This window comes from Thalassolituus sp. LLYu03, from assembly GCF_050507655.1.
In the GTDB taxonomy this organism is placed as follows: Bacteria; Pseudomonadota; Gammaproteobacteria; order Pseudomonadales; family Oceanobacteraceae; genus Venatoribacter.
This window is the reverse complement of the sequence record NZ_CP191496.1, coordinates 982,322-997,023: the sequence shown is the minus strand read 5'-3', so window position 1 is coordinate 997,023 and position 14,702 is coordinate 982,322. Positions and strand designations below refer to the sequence as shown.

Here is a 14,702-nt window from a genome sequence, read left to right as displayed (position 1 = left end):
ACATACGATACGGTAAACACATGTCTGAGCTTGAATCACTGTACCAGAAAGTCCTGTCTGAACTGGGAGAGGACGTAAACCGCGAAGGCCTGCTGGACACGCCAAAGCGTGCCGCCAAGGCCATGAAGTTTCTGACCAGCGGGTACGAAACCAAGCTTGAAGACGTGATCAATAACGCGGTATTCACCAGCGACAACGATGAAATGGTGGTGGTTCAGGGCATCGAGTTTTACTCCCTGTGCGAACACCATGTACTGCCCTTCATTGGCCGCTGCCACATCGGCTACCTGCCGAACGGTAAGGTGCTTGGCCTGTCGAAATTTGCCCGTATCGTTGACCTGTTCGCCCGCCGTCTGCAGATTCAGGAAAACCTGACCAAGCAAATCGCGGCCGCCGTCGAAGAAGTGACCGGCTGCCGTGGCGTGGGCGTGATCGTGGAAGCCCAGCACATGTGCATGATGATGCGCGGCGTGCAGAAGCAGAACTCCATGATGCGTACCTCGGTGATGCTGGGTGCCTTCCGTGAACAGCAGGCCACCCGCGAAGAGTTTATGCGCTTAGCCGGTCTCTGACCGGTACAAAACCCAGGAGAGCACATGGCCGCGTTCGACTGGTGGATTCTGACCCTTCTGATTTACGGTGCCGGCACACTGGCGGCACTGGATGCCCTCTGGCAGGGGCGTACCGCACAGGGCACCATCGCCTGGACCCTGAGCCTGCTGGTGATGCCGGTGATTGCCCTGCCCCTGTATCTCTTTTTCGGCACCCGCCGCCTGCGTGGTTACCGCCGCGCCCGTCAGCACGGTGACAACCGTCTGAGTTTTATCGCCGATGAAGCGCAGGCCGCGCTCGGCCAGCATTGCGTCAGCAGCAACGCCGTCACCCGCCCGTTCAGCAACCTGTTCCGCCTGCCGGCCCTGAGCGGTAATGACTGCCGCCTGCTTACCTGCGGCAACGATGTCTATGACGCCATGTTCAGCGACATTGCCAGCGCCAGACATTACCTGTGCGTGCAGTTTTATATCCTGCGCGACGACAACACGGGTCAGCGTCTGGCCGATCTGCTGTGCGACAAGGCGCGAGAGGGTGTGGCCGTTTACCTGCTGTACGACGAGATCGGCAGCCGCGGCATCCGCCGCTCGTTTTTGCAGCAGCTTGATGCCAGTGGCGTGCGTGTCAGCCGCTTTAATCCGCTGCAATTACGCAACCGCGCGCAACTGAATTTCCGCAACCACCGCAAACTGCTGATCTGCGACGGCGCCATTGGCTACGTCGGTGGTTACAATCTGGGCGATGAATATCTGGGCACGCCCGGACAACCGTGGCGCGATACGCAGGTGCGCATCGAAGGCCCCGCCGCCCTCGCCTTTCAGCTGGCTTTTACCGAAGACTGGCACTGGGCCACGGGCTATGTACCGCAACTCGGCTGGCAGGCCGGCGCCGCCCGGGGGCCGTGTCAGGTGATGGCCATCGCCACGGGTCCGGCCGATGACACAGAAAGTGCCAGCCTGTATTTCAGTCACCTGATCCATCAGGCGCAGACACGCTGCTGGCTGGCGAGCCCGTATTTTGTGCCCGACCATAATCTGCTCAGCGCCCTGCAACTGGCCGGTCTGCGCGGACTCGATGTGCGCATTCTGCTGCCCGAGCGCAGCGACAACTGGCTGGTGCAGCAGGCCATGCGCAGTTACATCAAACCCCTGCGCCAGTGCGGTGTGCGTTTCTTTACCTACAGCAATGGTTTCCTGCATCAGAAGGTGATTCTGATCGACGACGAATGGACGTCGGTCGGCAGCGCCAATCTGGACAACCGTTCGCTGCGCATTAATTTTGAAATCGGCGCCCTGATTCAGGACAAAAGCTTCGCCCGCCAGACCGAAATCATGCTGGAACAGGATTTCCGCCAGTCGCAGCCAACCGAACTCAGCGAGCGCTTCTTCCCCGTATTACTGGCCAAGGCGGCCCGTCTGCTGGCCCCGGTGCTGTAGGCACTTGTTGTCCATTCAGTCCCGGAACCCCGCCTGAAATCAGGCAAACGCCTGAGTCCGCGAAACGGCGACGTTGTTAGACGCTGGCCACAGGCATAGAGTGGTTTTGATAATAACAACAAGGAAGACTCACTATGATCCGACCTGCGCTGATCGCTCTTGCCCTGTTACCGCTCGCTTTTTCTGCCGCCAACGCCCGCACCATCGCCGGCTACACCTTTCCCGAAGTACTGCCCCAAACCGCCGAACACAACGAAGCCCGTTTAAACGGTGCCGCCGTGCGCACTATGTATTATCTGGTGGATGCCTACGTCGGCCTCATGTACGTCGAGCAACCGGGGCACGACGCTGAAGCCCTGATTCAGGATGACGGCTATAAGCGCGTGGTTTATCACATTCTGGTCGACCGGGTGAGCGGGCGACGCATCGCCACCGCCATGTACGACTCTATGCAGCTGAACCTGAGCGAAGCCGAAGCCGCAGCTCTCAACGACCGCCTGCAGACGCTGGTGAAAATGTTCGACAGCAAAATGGAAAAAGGCGATGTGGGTTATGTGGAATATCTGCCCGGAATCGGTTCACGGGTTGTTATCCGTGGCGAGGAAAAAGGAATTATTCCGGGAAAAGATCTGTTCGATGCCCTGATGCGCATCTGGATTGGCGAGCATCCGGTGACACAAGCGTTTAAAGAAGGCGTGCTGGGACTGGATGACAACGCCCTGAAAGTCAGCGCCGAATAAATCCGCCAGACATAAAAAAAGCCGCGCAATCGCGCGGCTTTTTTAACAGCGAAGTATCAGAACTTCATACCTGCACCGACCATGAACACCAGCGGGTCGATTTCAACGTCAGTACCGGAACCATTCAGTTCGGTATCGATATCAATTTTCCACACGGCAACGTTGGCCAGCAGATTGTCACCCAGGTCGTAATTCACGCCAGCGGAGTACGCCAGACCCCAGCTTTTACCCAGATGGCTGACAATGCCGTCTTCGTCGAAGAAGAAGGTATGGTTCACACCCAGACCCACGTACGGCTGAATCTTGGACGCAGCATCCAGCGGGTAGTATTGAGCAGACACAGTTGGTGGCAGGTGCTTGGTGGTCGCTACACGGTCGCCACCGGCATATACGCTGTGCTTGAACGGAGTCGCCGCCAGTACTTCTACGCCAACCTGTGGAGCCACCATGTAGGTCAGGGTCAGACCCAGCTGGGTGTCGTCACCCACGGTCACACCATCAATACCGCTGTCTTTTTTAGGGTTTACGTTAACAACGCCAGCCTTCACCACGATATCACCGGCTTCATACGCCAGTGCTGGCATTGCAGATACGGCTACGGCAGATGCCAACAGGGTTTTCAGCAGTTTCATCTCGCACTCCTTAGTCTGTGCAGTAACTAGATGGCGCCAGATTATCGGAAGGCGTTTGCACCGGTTTGATGCAAATCAATAAAAAAAAGGCACTGAATTCATACCCATAAAAAACTTGTGGCAAATCAACTTTGCCCTGTGAAACCACCGTTAACTCTCTGTTTTGGCACAAGTCTTTCATTCAACGGGGCGCGCCGGGATGGCAGAGTTACCGGATTTGCCGCTATAGTTCTCTCATCTCAAGGAATGACCAGCACCTGACACTATGTTCAAGTACTCAACCATCATCGGGCGTAAGCTGATTACCTATCTTCTGGCATTCAGCTTTATTACCACGCTGGCCGCCTTCGCCTTCATTCTGCGCACTGACTATATGCGCGGCCTGAGCAGCTTTGACAAAAATCTCGAACAGATCCGCACCAGTTATCAGCAGAGCGTCAGTTACAGTCTGTGGAACTTCGACTTCCGCCAGATCGAAGCGCAGCTGAGCGGCATCCTGAACTTCCCCGGTGTGGTGTATGTGTACATCGAAAACAAAGAGTCGGTACTGCACAGTGCGGGCAATGCCTACAGTCAGTCGGATCAGCAATATTCCTTTCCTCTGGAATTCTCCAGTGCCGGGCAGAATTATCAGCTGGGTACGCTGCACATCAGCATGGATCACACCGGCCTGCGCCATGAAATCCGCGAAAAAGCCGTCAACATTCTGGTAACGCAGTTCTTCAAAACCTTTTCGGTGTCGTTGTTTGTGCTGTTTATTGTCCACCAGCTGGTCACGCGACGGCTGGCACTGATGTCGGAATGGGCAAACCAGTTCAGTCTGCGCAATCTGGAAATGCCCTTGAACACCGGCGAGGCACAGGGCAACAAAGACGAACTCACCATAGTCGCCGACGCCGTGAATAACATGCGCAAGCGGCTGCAGCAGGACATGCTCGACCACGACCGCAACCGGCAGGAACTGGAAAACATCAAAGAGCAGCTGAGTCTGGCCATCAACAATGCCGCTATCGGCTTCTGCACCTATTCCGCCAATAAAGACCAGTGGACCAGTAATTCGCATTTTGCCTCGCAGCTCGGCACCACAGAGTACGAACTGGAGAGCATTCCGCATCCGATGGAAGCGCTGGTTAACCGCATCTCCGGCGGCGATGCCATGCAGCAGAAAGAACGCATTAATCAGTTATTGCTTGGCCGGCTGGGGAAAATTCACGACTCTTTCCTGATCCGCAACTTCCGCAACGAAGAGCGTTTTCTGGAAGTAACCATGCAGACCACCCGCTATCAGGAGACGCGCCCGGCGCAGATTCTGATCTGTGTGGTTGACCGTACCCGCGAAGAACAGGCGCTGAAACAATCGCGCGAACTCGCGGTATCGCTGGAAAATAAAGTCACGCAGCGCACCGAAGAACTGTACAACGAACAACTGCGAGCCAAGGCCACCATCCGCCAGCTCGAACAGGAAGTGGAACGCAGCCGTGCCCAGGCCCTGAGCCAGCAGCAGCTGAGCATTAATCATCTGTTGCTGAAACAGATCAAACCATTAAGTGACAGTCACCGCGAGCTGCCTGCGCTGCAGGCCCTGACCGAATATCTGACCCTGTCGACTGCCGAAAACCGCAGCAGCATTAACCTCGCCCGCTGCCTCAGCGACTGGCTGAGTGCGCATCCGGATATCCGTCAGGACGTATTGCGCAGCCACCTGCCGTTTTCGCTGATCATCGAAGAAAATCCGGACATGATCCGCTTTCTGGTCGACAAAGTGGTATTGCGCGACCCCGCCATGAAGGTGGCCGAACAGGTCGATCTGTATTTAAAACTGGTCGATGAGCACGTCGAGTTCTGCGCCGAATTCAAACTGCCCGAAGGCACCACGAGCGAATTGTGTGACGAACAGAAAGATGTGTTTGCCCTGTGCGAGCATGTGCTGAATATGCGCTTCCATGGCTGCATCGGACGCACCCAGAGCGACGACGGCAACAGCATTCGCGTGTGCTTCTCGCTGACGATGGTACAACTCTGAAGACGGTGCAACTCTGACGATGGTGCAACTCTGAGGATTGTTCTGTAAGAGCCCAACCGCACAACCGGATGTTTCTCGGATAAACAGCAATAAAAAAGAGCAGGCAATGCCTGCTCTTTTTATTTGGGGCTATCCGCCGGGCGCTGCTGTTCAGACAACACCCAGACCGTTGGCACGGCTCAGATTTACAGGAAAGCGAAATGCTCTTCTTTCATCTGCATCAGGGTACGCGGGTCTTTCAGCATCATTTTGCTGTGGCCCTTGGCGCGTGGCAGCAGACGATCGAAGTAGAATTCGGCGGTCTGAATTTTCGCGCGGTAGAAATCCTGATCGCCTTTACCCGACTTAAGGCCGCTGTAGGCTTTATCCGCCATCATGGCCCAGAAGAAGCCCATGACGATATAACCGGAGTACATCAGGTAATCGACCGATGCAGAGCCAACCATGTCGCGGTTCTTCGCCGCTTTAAAGGCAATACGGTAAGTATTGATGCGCCATTGCAGCATGTAACGCTTCAGTTGTTTCATCAGCGGTTTCATTTCTGCGCGGTTCTCGTGAGTTTTGATAAAGGCGGAAACCACTTCACGGAATTCGTTAAAGGATTTCAGTTTACCCAGCAGAATTTTTCGGCCCAGCAGGTCCAGCGCCTGAACGCCGGTGGTGCCTTCGTACAGCTTGGCGATCTGGGTATCACGGATAATCTGTTCCATGCCCCACTCTTTAATAAAGCCATGACCACCATAAACCTGCACACCGTGGTTTGCCGCCTCGTAACCCAGCTCGGTCAGGAAGGCTTTCAGAATAGGGGTCAGGAAACCGAGTTTGTCGTCGAAGTCTTCGTAGCCGGCCTTATTGCCTTTCATGTGCTCGGCCATCATAAAATCGGCGAGACGGGCGGCGTAATACAGCATGGCACGGCCACCTTCCGCGATGGCTTTCTGCGTCAGCAGCATGCGGCGTACGTCCGGGTGCACGATCAGTGAATCGGCCACCTGTTCAGGCTGCTTGGTGCCGCTCAGGGAGCGCATAGAGCGACGCTCTTTGGCGTACGGCAGTGCGCCCTGGAAGGACAGCTCTGCGGCACCCACACCCTGAATGGACGTACCGATACGGGCGGTGTTCATAAACGTGAACATGCACATCAGACCTTTGTGCTCCGGTCCGATCAGAAAACCTCGGGCACCGTCAAAGTTCATCACGCAGGTGGATGAACCGTGAATACCCATTTTTTCTTCAATCGAACCACAGCTAACCGGGTTGCGGTCACCCAGTGAACCGTCGGCGTTCACGTTGAATTTCGGCACAATAAACAGCGAAATACCCTTGGTGCCTTTCGGTGCATCCGGCAGACGCGCCAGCACAATGTGCACAATCTGCTCGGTGAAATCGTGCTCACCGGAGGAGATAAAAATCTTGGTGCCGGTCAGGCTGTAGCTGCCATCGCCATTGGGTTCGGCTTTGGTTTTCACCTGACCCAGGTCGGTACCACACTGCGGCTCGGTCAGACACATGGTGCCGGTCCAGCGGCCTTCGGTGAGTGGCACCAGATAGGTTTGTTTCTGCTCTTCGGTACCGTGCATGTAGATGGTGTTCATCGCGCCCAGCGACAGGCCGGGGTACATGCCCCACACCCAGTTGGCGGTGCCGATCATTTCGGATTTGATCACGCCAAGTGACAGCGGCAGGCCCTGACCACCGTATTCAACCGGCGCCGACATGCCCTGCCAGCCGCCTTCCACGTACTGACCGTACGCCTCTTTAAAACCTTTCGGGGTGATCACGTCACCGTCTTTCCACACACAGCCGTCATCGCCGCTCTGGTACAGAGGCGATACAACTTCTTCGCTGAAGCGCGCGGCTTCGGTCAGGATGGCGTCCACCATGTCCGGTGTGGCTTCGTCGCCGCCCGGAATCTGTTTGTAGTGGGCCTGAAAATCGAATACTTCGTTAATCAGAAACTGAATATCTTTAATCGGTGCTTTGTACTGAATCATTTCACTTCCTCAGGATGACACGGGAATGGTGTTGTAAACGTCGCCGATTGTGGCGACACGGGGCCCGCAAACCATTGGCCTGAAGGCCCTGCACCGGGCGTCACTTGGGTAAGTCAGCAGAGAAATAACAGGCACAAAAAAGCCCGCGCGGGGCGGGCTTTTTCTGGCTCAGAGATCAGGCGATCTCAGCGCGCTTTTTTGCTTCTTCGTCCTTCAGTTCACGACGCAGAATCTTGCCGACTGGTGACATCGGCAGTTCGGAACGGAACTCGATGTAACGCGGCACTTTGTAGGCGGTCATGTTGTCGCGGCAGTGCTTGCGGATTTCATCGACCGTAACGTTCGGGTTGGTGGCGACGATGAAGAGTTTCACCGCTTCACCGGTTTTCTCGTCCGGCACACCGATGGCCGCACAGTTTTCAACCGCCGGGTGCTGAGAAACCACATCTTCAATTTCGTTCGGGTACACGTTAAAGCCCGATACCAGAATCAGGTCTTTAATGCGGTCGACGATTTTGACGAAGCCGTCTTCGTCGATCACGGCCACGTCACCGGTGCGCAACCATTCGCCGTCGGGCGTGAAGCTGTCGGCGGTGGCTTCCGGACGATTCCAGTAACCTTTCATCACCTGCGGACCTTTTACACACAGCTCACCGCGCTCGCCCACCGCCACTTCGTTGCCTTCGGCGTCGATGCATTTCAGCGCAGTGCCCGGTACAGCCTGACCACAGGTGCCCATCTGTTCAAGGCCTCCCGCCGGGTTCATACACACCGCCGGCGAACATTCTGTCAGACCATAGGCTTCAGAAATGCCGCAGCCGGTCATCTCTTTCCAGCGTTTGGCGGTGTCTTCCACCAGCGCAGTACCACCCGACAGCGTCAGTTTCAGCTGGCTGAAATCCAGGGTTTTGAATTCCGGATGATTGAGCAGAGAAACAAACAGCGTGTTCAGACCAATCACACCGGTCAGTTTGTGCGGTTTCATCATGCGCACGAACATATTGGTATCACGCGGGTTGGCAATCAGGATGCTCTGGTCGCCCAGTTCAAACAGCGCCATCAGGTGCACGGTAAAGGAATAAATGTGGTACAGCGGCAGCGGGGCCACCACTTTGGCACCGGTATCCGGTTTGATTTTCTCACCGCTCACCGGATCAATCTGGCTCAGCTGCGCACGGGCCTGCAGCATGTTGGCCACCAGATTGCGGTTGGTCAGCTCAGCGCCTTTGGCTACGCCTGTGGTACCGCCGGTGTACTGCAGAATGATGGTGTCGTTCGGATTGCGCATGTAATTCGGCACAAAACCACCGATCTTACCGCCCAGCGACAGCGCTTTGCGGAAAGCCACCGCCTGCGGCAGCTGATACGGCGGCACCATTTTTTTGATGTGCTTGGCCGCGGCGTTGATCAGGGTGCGCTTCACCAGCGGCAGCATGTCGGCCAGTGAGGTCACAATGATGTGCTTAAGGCCCGTCTGATCTTTGATGTTCTGCACAGAACGGGCGAACACATCCATACACACCAGCGCCTTGGCACCGGAGTCGTTGAACTGGTGCAGCATCTCACGTTCGGTGTAGAGCGGGTTGGTGTTCACCACGATCAGGCCGGCACGCAGGGCGCCGTACATGGCGATCGGGAATTGCAGAATGTTCGGCATCTGAATCGCAATGCGGTCACCCGGCTTCAGGCTGGTGTGATTCTGCAGATACGCGGCAAATGCGGCACTGTATTCGTCGATCTGACGGTAGGTCAGGGTGTAGTTAATGCTGGTAAACGCCGGACGGTCGGCGTAACGCTGGAAAGCGCTTTCAATTACCTCAACCACGGCATTGTATTGGTCGAGATTAATCTGATCCGGCACACCGGGTGCGCGCTTACCATCCCAGAACGATGCATCCACGAGGGTACTCTCCGTTGTTGGTTCTTGTTTTTGTTTGCGGCCACTATGCAGCAAAGGCGCATTGAGTGAAAGTGGAAAACGTGACATGCTTCCGGTCATTACACGCCACATTACCACCGGTTTTTTATGGTCAACAGTTCCACCGCGGACAGCATCCACACCACGTCTGCCGCCAGCCGAGCGTTCATCGGCACCGAATATCTGAGCCAGCTGATCGACCTGCTGCAGCAACAGGGCATCAGCACCGCACAGCTGACTCAGGGCACCGGCCTGACCGCCAGAACCCTGACCAGCCCGCAGGAATTTATTTCGCCGTTGCAGTACCACAAGGTGGTGGAAAACGCGCTGATCTTAAGCGGCGACCCGCTCCTGGGCCTGGAACATGGCCGGCGCATGAACATCTCCAGCCACGGTTTTTTGGGCTTCGCCATACTCGCCAGTGACAACTTAGGGCAGGCGTTATCACTCGCCATCCGTTACGCCCGCACCCGTACCCTGCTGGCCGATATCCGCTTCATCAACGATAAGGACACCGCCATCATCCAGATCAACCGGCTGGCGGCGATGCCGAGCACCTTCTCGTTTGTGGTGCAGAACATTATTTCGACCTTTGTCACCATTGCCCGCTTCCTGACCCAGAACTCGGAAGAGCTGGCCGCCGTGGCCAAATTCAGCGAGGGTCCGTTGCGGCCAGCCTCCTGTTACGAAGGCATTCTCGGCATTCCGGTGATGTTCAATCAGCCACACAATCAGCTGTGCATTCCGTCCTGGTTGCTGGAAACGCCGGTGTCCACGGCCAACACCACCGCCCGCCGCATGGCCGAAGCGGAATGCGAAAAGCTGCTGGCCGAACTCGACCGCGGTCAGGATCTGGTGACCCAGATCCGGCGCAATATCGACCGACTGAACGCCTTCCCGACACTGGCAGTGATGGCCAAAACCCTGAACTCCAGCCCGCGCACCATCAACCGCCAGCTGGCACAGCTGAACACCACCTACCAGAACATCATTGATGAAGCGCGCCGTGAGCAGGCACTGCACCTGCTGCTGGAAACCGGCACCGCGGTGGAAGAAATCGCACACCTGCTGGGCTACAACGATCCGTCCAATTTTGGCCGGGCATTCCGCCGCTGGCTGGGCATGTCGCCGCGTGCGTTCCGCAAACAGGCGCAGGGACAGACCGACGACGAGGCAATCTGAAACCATCGTTTACAAATGGCCCTGATCCGGTACGATGAGGGCCTGGCCGAATAACAATCATAAAAAATCATGACACAGGCTCACTTCCCGGGCGGCGAACGCCCCGTACACCGCGCATTATCTGCCGCGGTGGATCAGTACTTCCGCGACCAACAGACAGCCCGCTCCGGCAACGGCCGTCTGTACCGCAAAGCCTTTATTATTCTGACGCTGTTCTGCACAAGCTTTGTTGCCATGCTGACCGTCACCGGTGAACTTAACTGGCTGGCGTGGCTGATTCACGGCGCCGCGACCGCACTGGTGGGTTTCAACATCATGCACGACGGTGCGCATCAGTCGTTCAGCCGCTCACGCAGGCTCAATCAGCTGGCCGCCCTGACCTTTAATCTGATCGGCAGCAACCGCTACTACTGGGCGCAGAAGCACAACCGCAATCACCACAGCTTCACCAATGTGGACGACGTCGACGAAGACATCGACGCGCTGGGGCTGTTCCGCATGAGTCCGCGCCAGAAGCATTATGGTTTTCACCGCGCGCAGCACCTGTACGTGTGGTTTCTGTACCCGCTCACCAGTCTGTTCTGGTTTTTCGTGCTCGATTACAAAGCCTGGCTGCGCCAGAAAATCGGTGAGCGCGATTTCAGCCACCGTATGAAGGCGTCGGATCACGCCGAGTTTTTACTGAGCAAAGTGCTGTATGTGCTGATTTATCTGGTCCTGCCGCTGCAGCTCTTAAGCACAGAGCAAGTGGTGGTCGGCTTCCTGCTGATGCACGCCATTCTCGGCGTGTTGTTTGCCGTGGTGTTTCAGCTGGCCCACGTGGTGGATCAGGCGGAGTTTCTGCAACCGGATGACAAGGGCGTGATGCACGACGAATGGGCGGTGCATCAGCTGCGCACCACAGTGGATTTCGCCCCTCAAAGCCGCTTTCTGACCTGGGCACTGGGCGGACTCAACTTTCAGGTCGAACATCACCTGTTTCCGCGCGTCAGTCATGTTCACTACCCGGCGCTGCACGCGATCCTGACTCAGCAGTGTGCCGCACTCGGCCAGCCGGTCCGCAGTTACGCCACCCTGTGGCAGGCACTGGCGGCCCATTACCGCCATCTGAAAAGCATGGGACGCCCGGACTGAGGAATCCATTCCGGGCAACGCTTTCTGCACAAGGCCTTGTTGGCTCAAACTGACGGGGCGGACGTGATCGATGTGCTGGATGCTCTGCTGCGCCGCATCGCCGACATCCGCCCCGCCTGAGCATTACAGCGTCAGACGCTTGCGGTAAACTGCGCCCTGCTACCCCATTTATCTGAGAATCCCGCATGCAGTACCCGCAGTTTATCGCCATCGACGGCAGCTCCTGGGAAGAACACGCCCATCCGGTCGCCATCGCCTGGTCCATGGCCGACGGTCAGATCAAAACCACGCTGATCCAGCCCGACGACGACTGGGACGACTGGGATATCGCACTGCAGGATCTGCACGGCATTACCCCCGACACCCTGTACCAGCGTGGCGAAACCCTGTGGTCCGTGATCCGCGAGCTGGAAGGCGACCTCGAGCAGCCGTATCTGTACGCCGACGACACCGAACGCGTCACCTTCATGCTGGAGAAGATCTACGAAGCCTGTAACCGCGATCTCAGCATCGAGATCGGCGATGCCCGTGAAATCGTGCAGCGCGGTGTACCGGTCAGCGACGATTCCCTGCACATGCCATGTGACGACCGCGTCTACCGCATGCTGAAGCGCTGGGCCAGCGAACACGGCCGCAGCGACGACTGAAGCGCTGCAAGAGACAGGTTTTGCTGGTTTTTGCGAAAACCAGCGCTGAAAGAGTGTTAACTGATTGGCATCTTTGCCGGCACAGGGCTTATACACTGGGCTGGTAATGTTCAACGGATGCCCTCTATGAACTCCGCCTTTTCGCTGCACCACCTGTCCGACTACCGGGATGATCAGGTCAGCCGGGAACTGATCGGCGATATTCTCGAACACGCCGTCGCCAACCGTCAGCTGTTCCCGTCGGCCGTCAACCTCAACGGGTTCAGCCAGCACAAAAACCGCATTCAGCAGCAATTCACGGTGCAGACCGAGGCCGGTGCGTTTTTTATCAAATGTCAGGACGTGGCGTACCGCTCGCATTTTGAAGCCGAGCAGCGCAGCCTGCTGGCGTTAATGGGCACTCACACCATGGCGGTCTGCGCCCCGCTGGCGATTGGCACCGTGGAGCGTCAGGGCGCGGCGGACATGTCGTATCTGATTCTGCAGCACATCCCACTGGCCGTTCACGGCGACTGGTTCTCCGCCGGTCAGCAACTGGCGCAGTTGCATGGCGCCACCTCCGACAAAGGCTACGGCTTCGACGGCACCACCTGGTGTGGCGAAACCCCACAGGACAACCGCTGGCGCGACAACTGGGCCGATTTCTTCCTGCAGCAACGTCTGCAGCCTCAGTTTGGCCGTCTTGCTGAGCAAGGCGTACGTATCGCCCGCCAGCAACACGCGCTCGAATGTGCCTACCGCGTACTGCGCGACCACCAGCCAACGCCTGCCCTGCTGCACGGCGACCTGTGGTCCGGCAACATAGGGTTTAATCCGGACCGTCAGCTGTCGTATCCGGTGCTGTTCGACCCGGCCAGTTACTACGGCGACGCCGAAACCGATCTGGCTATGACCGAACTGTTCGGGCGGTTCCCGAAAGCCTTCTACGACGGCTACCAGAGCGTCACCACCATCGACGCCGGCTACCGCGACCGCATGGCGGTGTACCAGCTCTATCATGTGCTGAATCATGCGCTGATGTTCGGTGGCAGCTACGTGGCGCAGGCTGAAAGCCTGATCCGTCAGATGTAACGGCACCGCCGCCAACGCCCGCCATAAAAAACCAATAAAAAGCCCGCGTTAAGCGGGCTTTTTATTGGAATTACGCCGTCAAAACCGCTTAAGGGTTCAGACGCTGCTTATGCCAGCCATCACCAACAGGTGTGTATTCCACCCGGTCGTGCAGACGGTGCTCACCACCCTGCCAGAACTCAACCCGCGTCGGGCGCAGGCGGAAACCGCCCCAGTAATCCGGCAGCGGTACGTCCTGACCGTCGTAACGGGCCGATACCTCGGCGAATTTCGCTTCCAGCTCCGCACGGTTGTTCAGTGGACGACTCTGCGCCGAGGCCCAGGCGCCGAGCTGGCTTTCCCGCGGACGGGAATGAAAATACGCCGCCGCTTCTTCGCGGCTGATTTTCTCGACACCGCCCTGCACCAGCACCTGACGCTCCAGATTCATCCAGAAGAAATGCAGGCTGGCCTTATTGTTCTGCTCAAAATGACGGCCTTTATTGCTTTCGTAATTGGTGAAAAATACGAAGCCCTGCTCGTCATAGGCTTTCAGCAGCAGCACCCGCTGCCACGGCTGACCGTCGGCATCGACACTGGCGACGGTCATGATGGTCGGCTCCAGCGGACCGGTTTCGCGGTACTGCTCAAACCAGGCGTGGAACTGCGTCATCGGATCGTCCGCAGCGCGGGTTTCATCAAGCCGGCCCTGCGTGTACTGGCGGCGGATATCGCCCAGATTAACCATAAGGAATCTCCCCTGTGTAACTGCTGTCATTATGCCCCACATCCGCCGCCGGGTATTGATCTGTCGCGGGGAAAAGCAGGCGCAACCGCAGCGGCTTTTGTTATCATGCGCGGCGAAAACAGAACCCGGAATCCAAACTATGTCGGCTCAGAATTACCCTACCGCCAATTTGCTTCGTCGTCTGGCAGCGCTGGTTTACGACGGACTGATCGTCATCGCCCTCTACATTGCGGTGGGGTTTGTTGTCGTCGGCCTGCTGAAAGCCAGCACCGGCGAGTTTCCGGGCGCCCTGCCCTGGTCGGTGTCGGCGTCCCTGCTGTTTACCGTGAGCTTCCTCTACTACAGCCACTCCTGGCGCAAAGGCGGCCAGACCGTAGGCATGAAAGCCTGGCGCATCCGCCTGATCAGCGAAGAAAAAGGCCCGGTACGCCTCAGCCAGTGCATGCTGCGCTCTGGCATTGGCTTCTTCTCGCTGCTCGCCGCCGGTCTGGGTTACTGGTGGATGCTGTTTGATAAACGCCAGCGCACCTGGCACGACATGGCGTCACTGACCCGTGTGGTCTTTCTGCCCAAAAACATGGACTGAACCGACTATTCTGCCCAATAAAAAAGGCGCCACTGGCGCCTTTTTTTATTGCCCGCCGAA

The 14,702-nt window shown here is 57.2% G+C and carries 13 protein-coding genes; 9 read left to right on the top strand and 4 right to left on the bottom strand.

The genetic code is table 11. The features are described 5' to 3' along the window. The first annotated feature begins 20 nt into the window (after positions 1 to 20). The 3 genes from folE (at position 21) to ACQUQU_RS04710 (ending at position 2,728) form a co-directional block, all read left to right on the top strand. The gene (gene folE / locus ACQUQU_RS04720) at positions 21 to 572 is read left to right on the top strand and encodes a GTP cyclohydrolase I FolE (RefSeq protein ID WP_430462096.1); all 552 of its coding nucleotides are present in this window, start codon (positions 21 to 23) and stop codon (positions 570 to 572) included. 24 nt (positions 573 to 596) lie between these two features. Further along, positions 597 to 1,988, top strand: coding sequence for a cardiolipin synthase (cls, locus tag ACQUQU_RS04715; protein WP_430462095.1), 1,392 nt, complete (start codon positions 597 to 599; stop codon positions 1,986 to 1,988). A gap of 134 nt (positions 1,989 to 2,122) precedes the next feature. Next, a complete protein-coding gene (locus ACQUQU_RS04710; RefSeq protein ID WP_430462094.1) occupies positions 2,123 to 2,728 on the top strand; it encodes a chalcone isomerase family protein in 606 nt (201 codons plus the stop codon). 56 nt (positions 2,729 to 2,784) lie between these two features. On the opposite strand, the gene ACQUQU_RS04705 is transcribed toward ACQUQU_RS04710, so the two are convergent. Further along, positions 2,785 to 3,360, bottom strand: a complete 576-nt coding sequence (locus ACQUQU_RS04705) for an OmpW/AlkL family protein (protein WP_430462093.1) — start codon at positions 3,358 to 3,360, stop codon at positions 2,785 to 2,787. Between the two features lie 265 nt (positions 3,361 to 3,625). Between ACQUQU_RS04705 and ACQUQU_RS04700 the strand changes: the two genes are divergently transcribed. Continuing rightward, the gene (locus ACQUQU_RS04700) at positions 3,626 to 5,383 is read left to right on the top strand and encodes a hypothetical protein (protein ID WP_430462092.1); all 1,758 of its coding nucleotides are present in this window, start codon (positions 3,626 to 3,628) and stop codon (positions 5,381 to 5,383) included. 185 nt (positions 5,384 to 5,568) lie between these two features. Here ACQUQU_RS04700 and ACQUQU_RS04695 read toward each other — a convergent pair whose 3' ends face one another. Beyond that, a complete protein-coding gene (locus ACQUQU_RS04695; protein ID WP_430462091.1) occupies positions 5,569 to 7,377 on the bottom strand; it encodes an acyl-CoA dehydrogenase C-terminal domain-containing protein in 1,809 nt (602 codons plus the stop codon). Positions 7,378 to 7,552: 175 nt separating this feature from the next. After that, positions 7,553 to 9,277, bottom strand: coding sequence for an AMP-binding protein (locus ACQUQU_RS04690; RefSeq protein ID WP_430462090.1), 1,725 nt, complete (start codon positions 9,275 to 9,277; stop codon positions 7,553 to 7,555). Positions 9,278 to 9,403: 126 nt separating this feature from the next. Between ACQUQU_RS04690 and ACQUQU_RS04685 the strand changes: the two genes are divergently transcribed. The 4 genes from ACQUQU_RS04685 to ACQUQU_RS04670 all read left to right on the top strand — a co-directional run bounded on the left by ACQUQU_RS04685 (position 9,404) and on the right by ACQUQU_RS04670 (position 13,329). Continuing rightward, entirely contained in the window at positions 9,404 to 10,477 is a 1,074-nt protein-coding gene (locus ACQUQU_RS04685; protein ID WP_430462089.1) for an AraC family transcriptional regulator, read from the top strand. A 69-nt stretch (positions 10,478 to 10,546) separates the two neighbouring features. Beyond that, on the top strand, positions 10,547 to 11,611 hold the full coding sequence (locus ACQUQU_RS04680) for a fatty acid desaturase family protein (protein ID WP_430462088.1): 1,065 nt from the start codon (positions 10,547 to 10,549) through the stop codon (positions 11,609 to 11,611). A 185-nt stretch (positions 11,612 to 11,796) separates the two neighbouring features. Further along, on the top strand, positions 11,797 to 12,258 hold the full coding sequence (locus tag ACQUQU_RS04675) for a hypothetical protein (RefSeq protein ID WP_430462087.1): 462 nt from the start codon (positions 11,797 to 11,799) through the stop codon (positions 12,256 to 12,258). Between the two features lie 126 nt (positions 12,259 to 12,384). Beyond that, positions 12,385 to 13,329, top strand: coding sequence for a fructosamine kinase family protein (locus ACQUQU_RS04670; RefSeq protein ID WP_430462086.1), 945 nt, complete (start codon positions 12,385 to 12,387; stop codon positions 13,327 to 13,329). Positions 13,330 to 13,417: 88 nt separating this feature from the next. Here ACQUQU_RS04670 and pdxH read toward each other — a convergent pair whose 3' ends face one another. Then, entirely contained in the window at positions 13,418 to 14,056 is a 639-nt protein-coding gene (gene pdxH, locus ACQUQU_RS04665; protein WP_430462085.1) for a pyridoxamine 5'-phosphate oxidase, read from the bottom strand. 139 nt (positions 14,057 to 14,195) lie between these two features. On the opposite strand from pdxH, the gene ACQUQU_RS04660 reads away from it, so the two are divergent. Further along, positions 14,196 to 14,642, top strand: coding sequence for an RDD family protein (locus ACQUQU_RS04660; protein ID WP_430462084.1), 447 nt, complete (start codon positions 14,196 to 14,198; stop codon positions 14,640 to 14,642). The last annotated feature ends 60 nt before the right edge of the window (positions 14,643 to 14,702 follow it).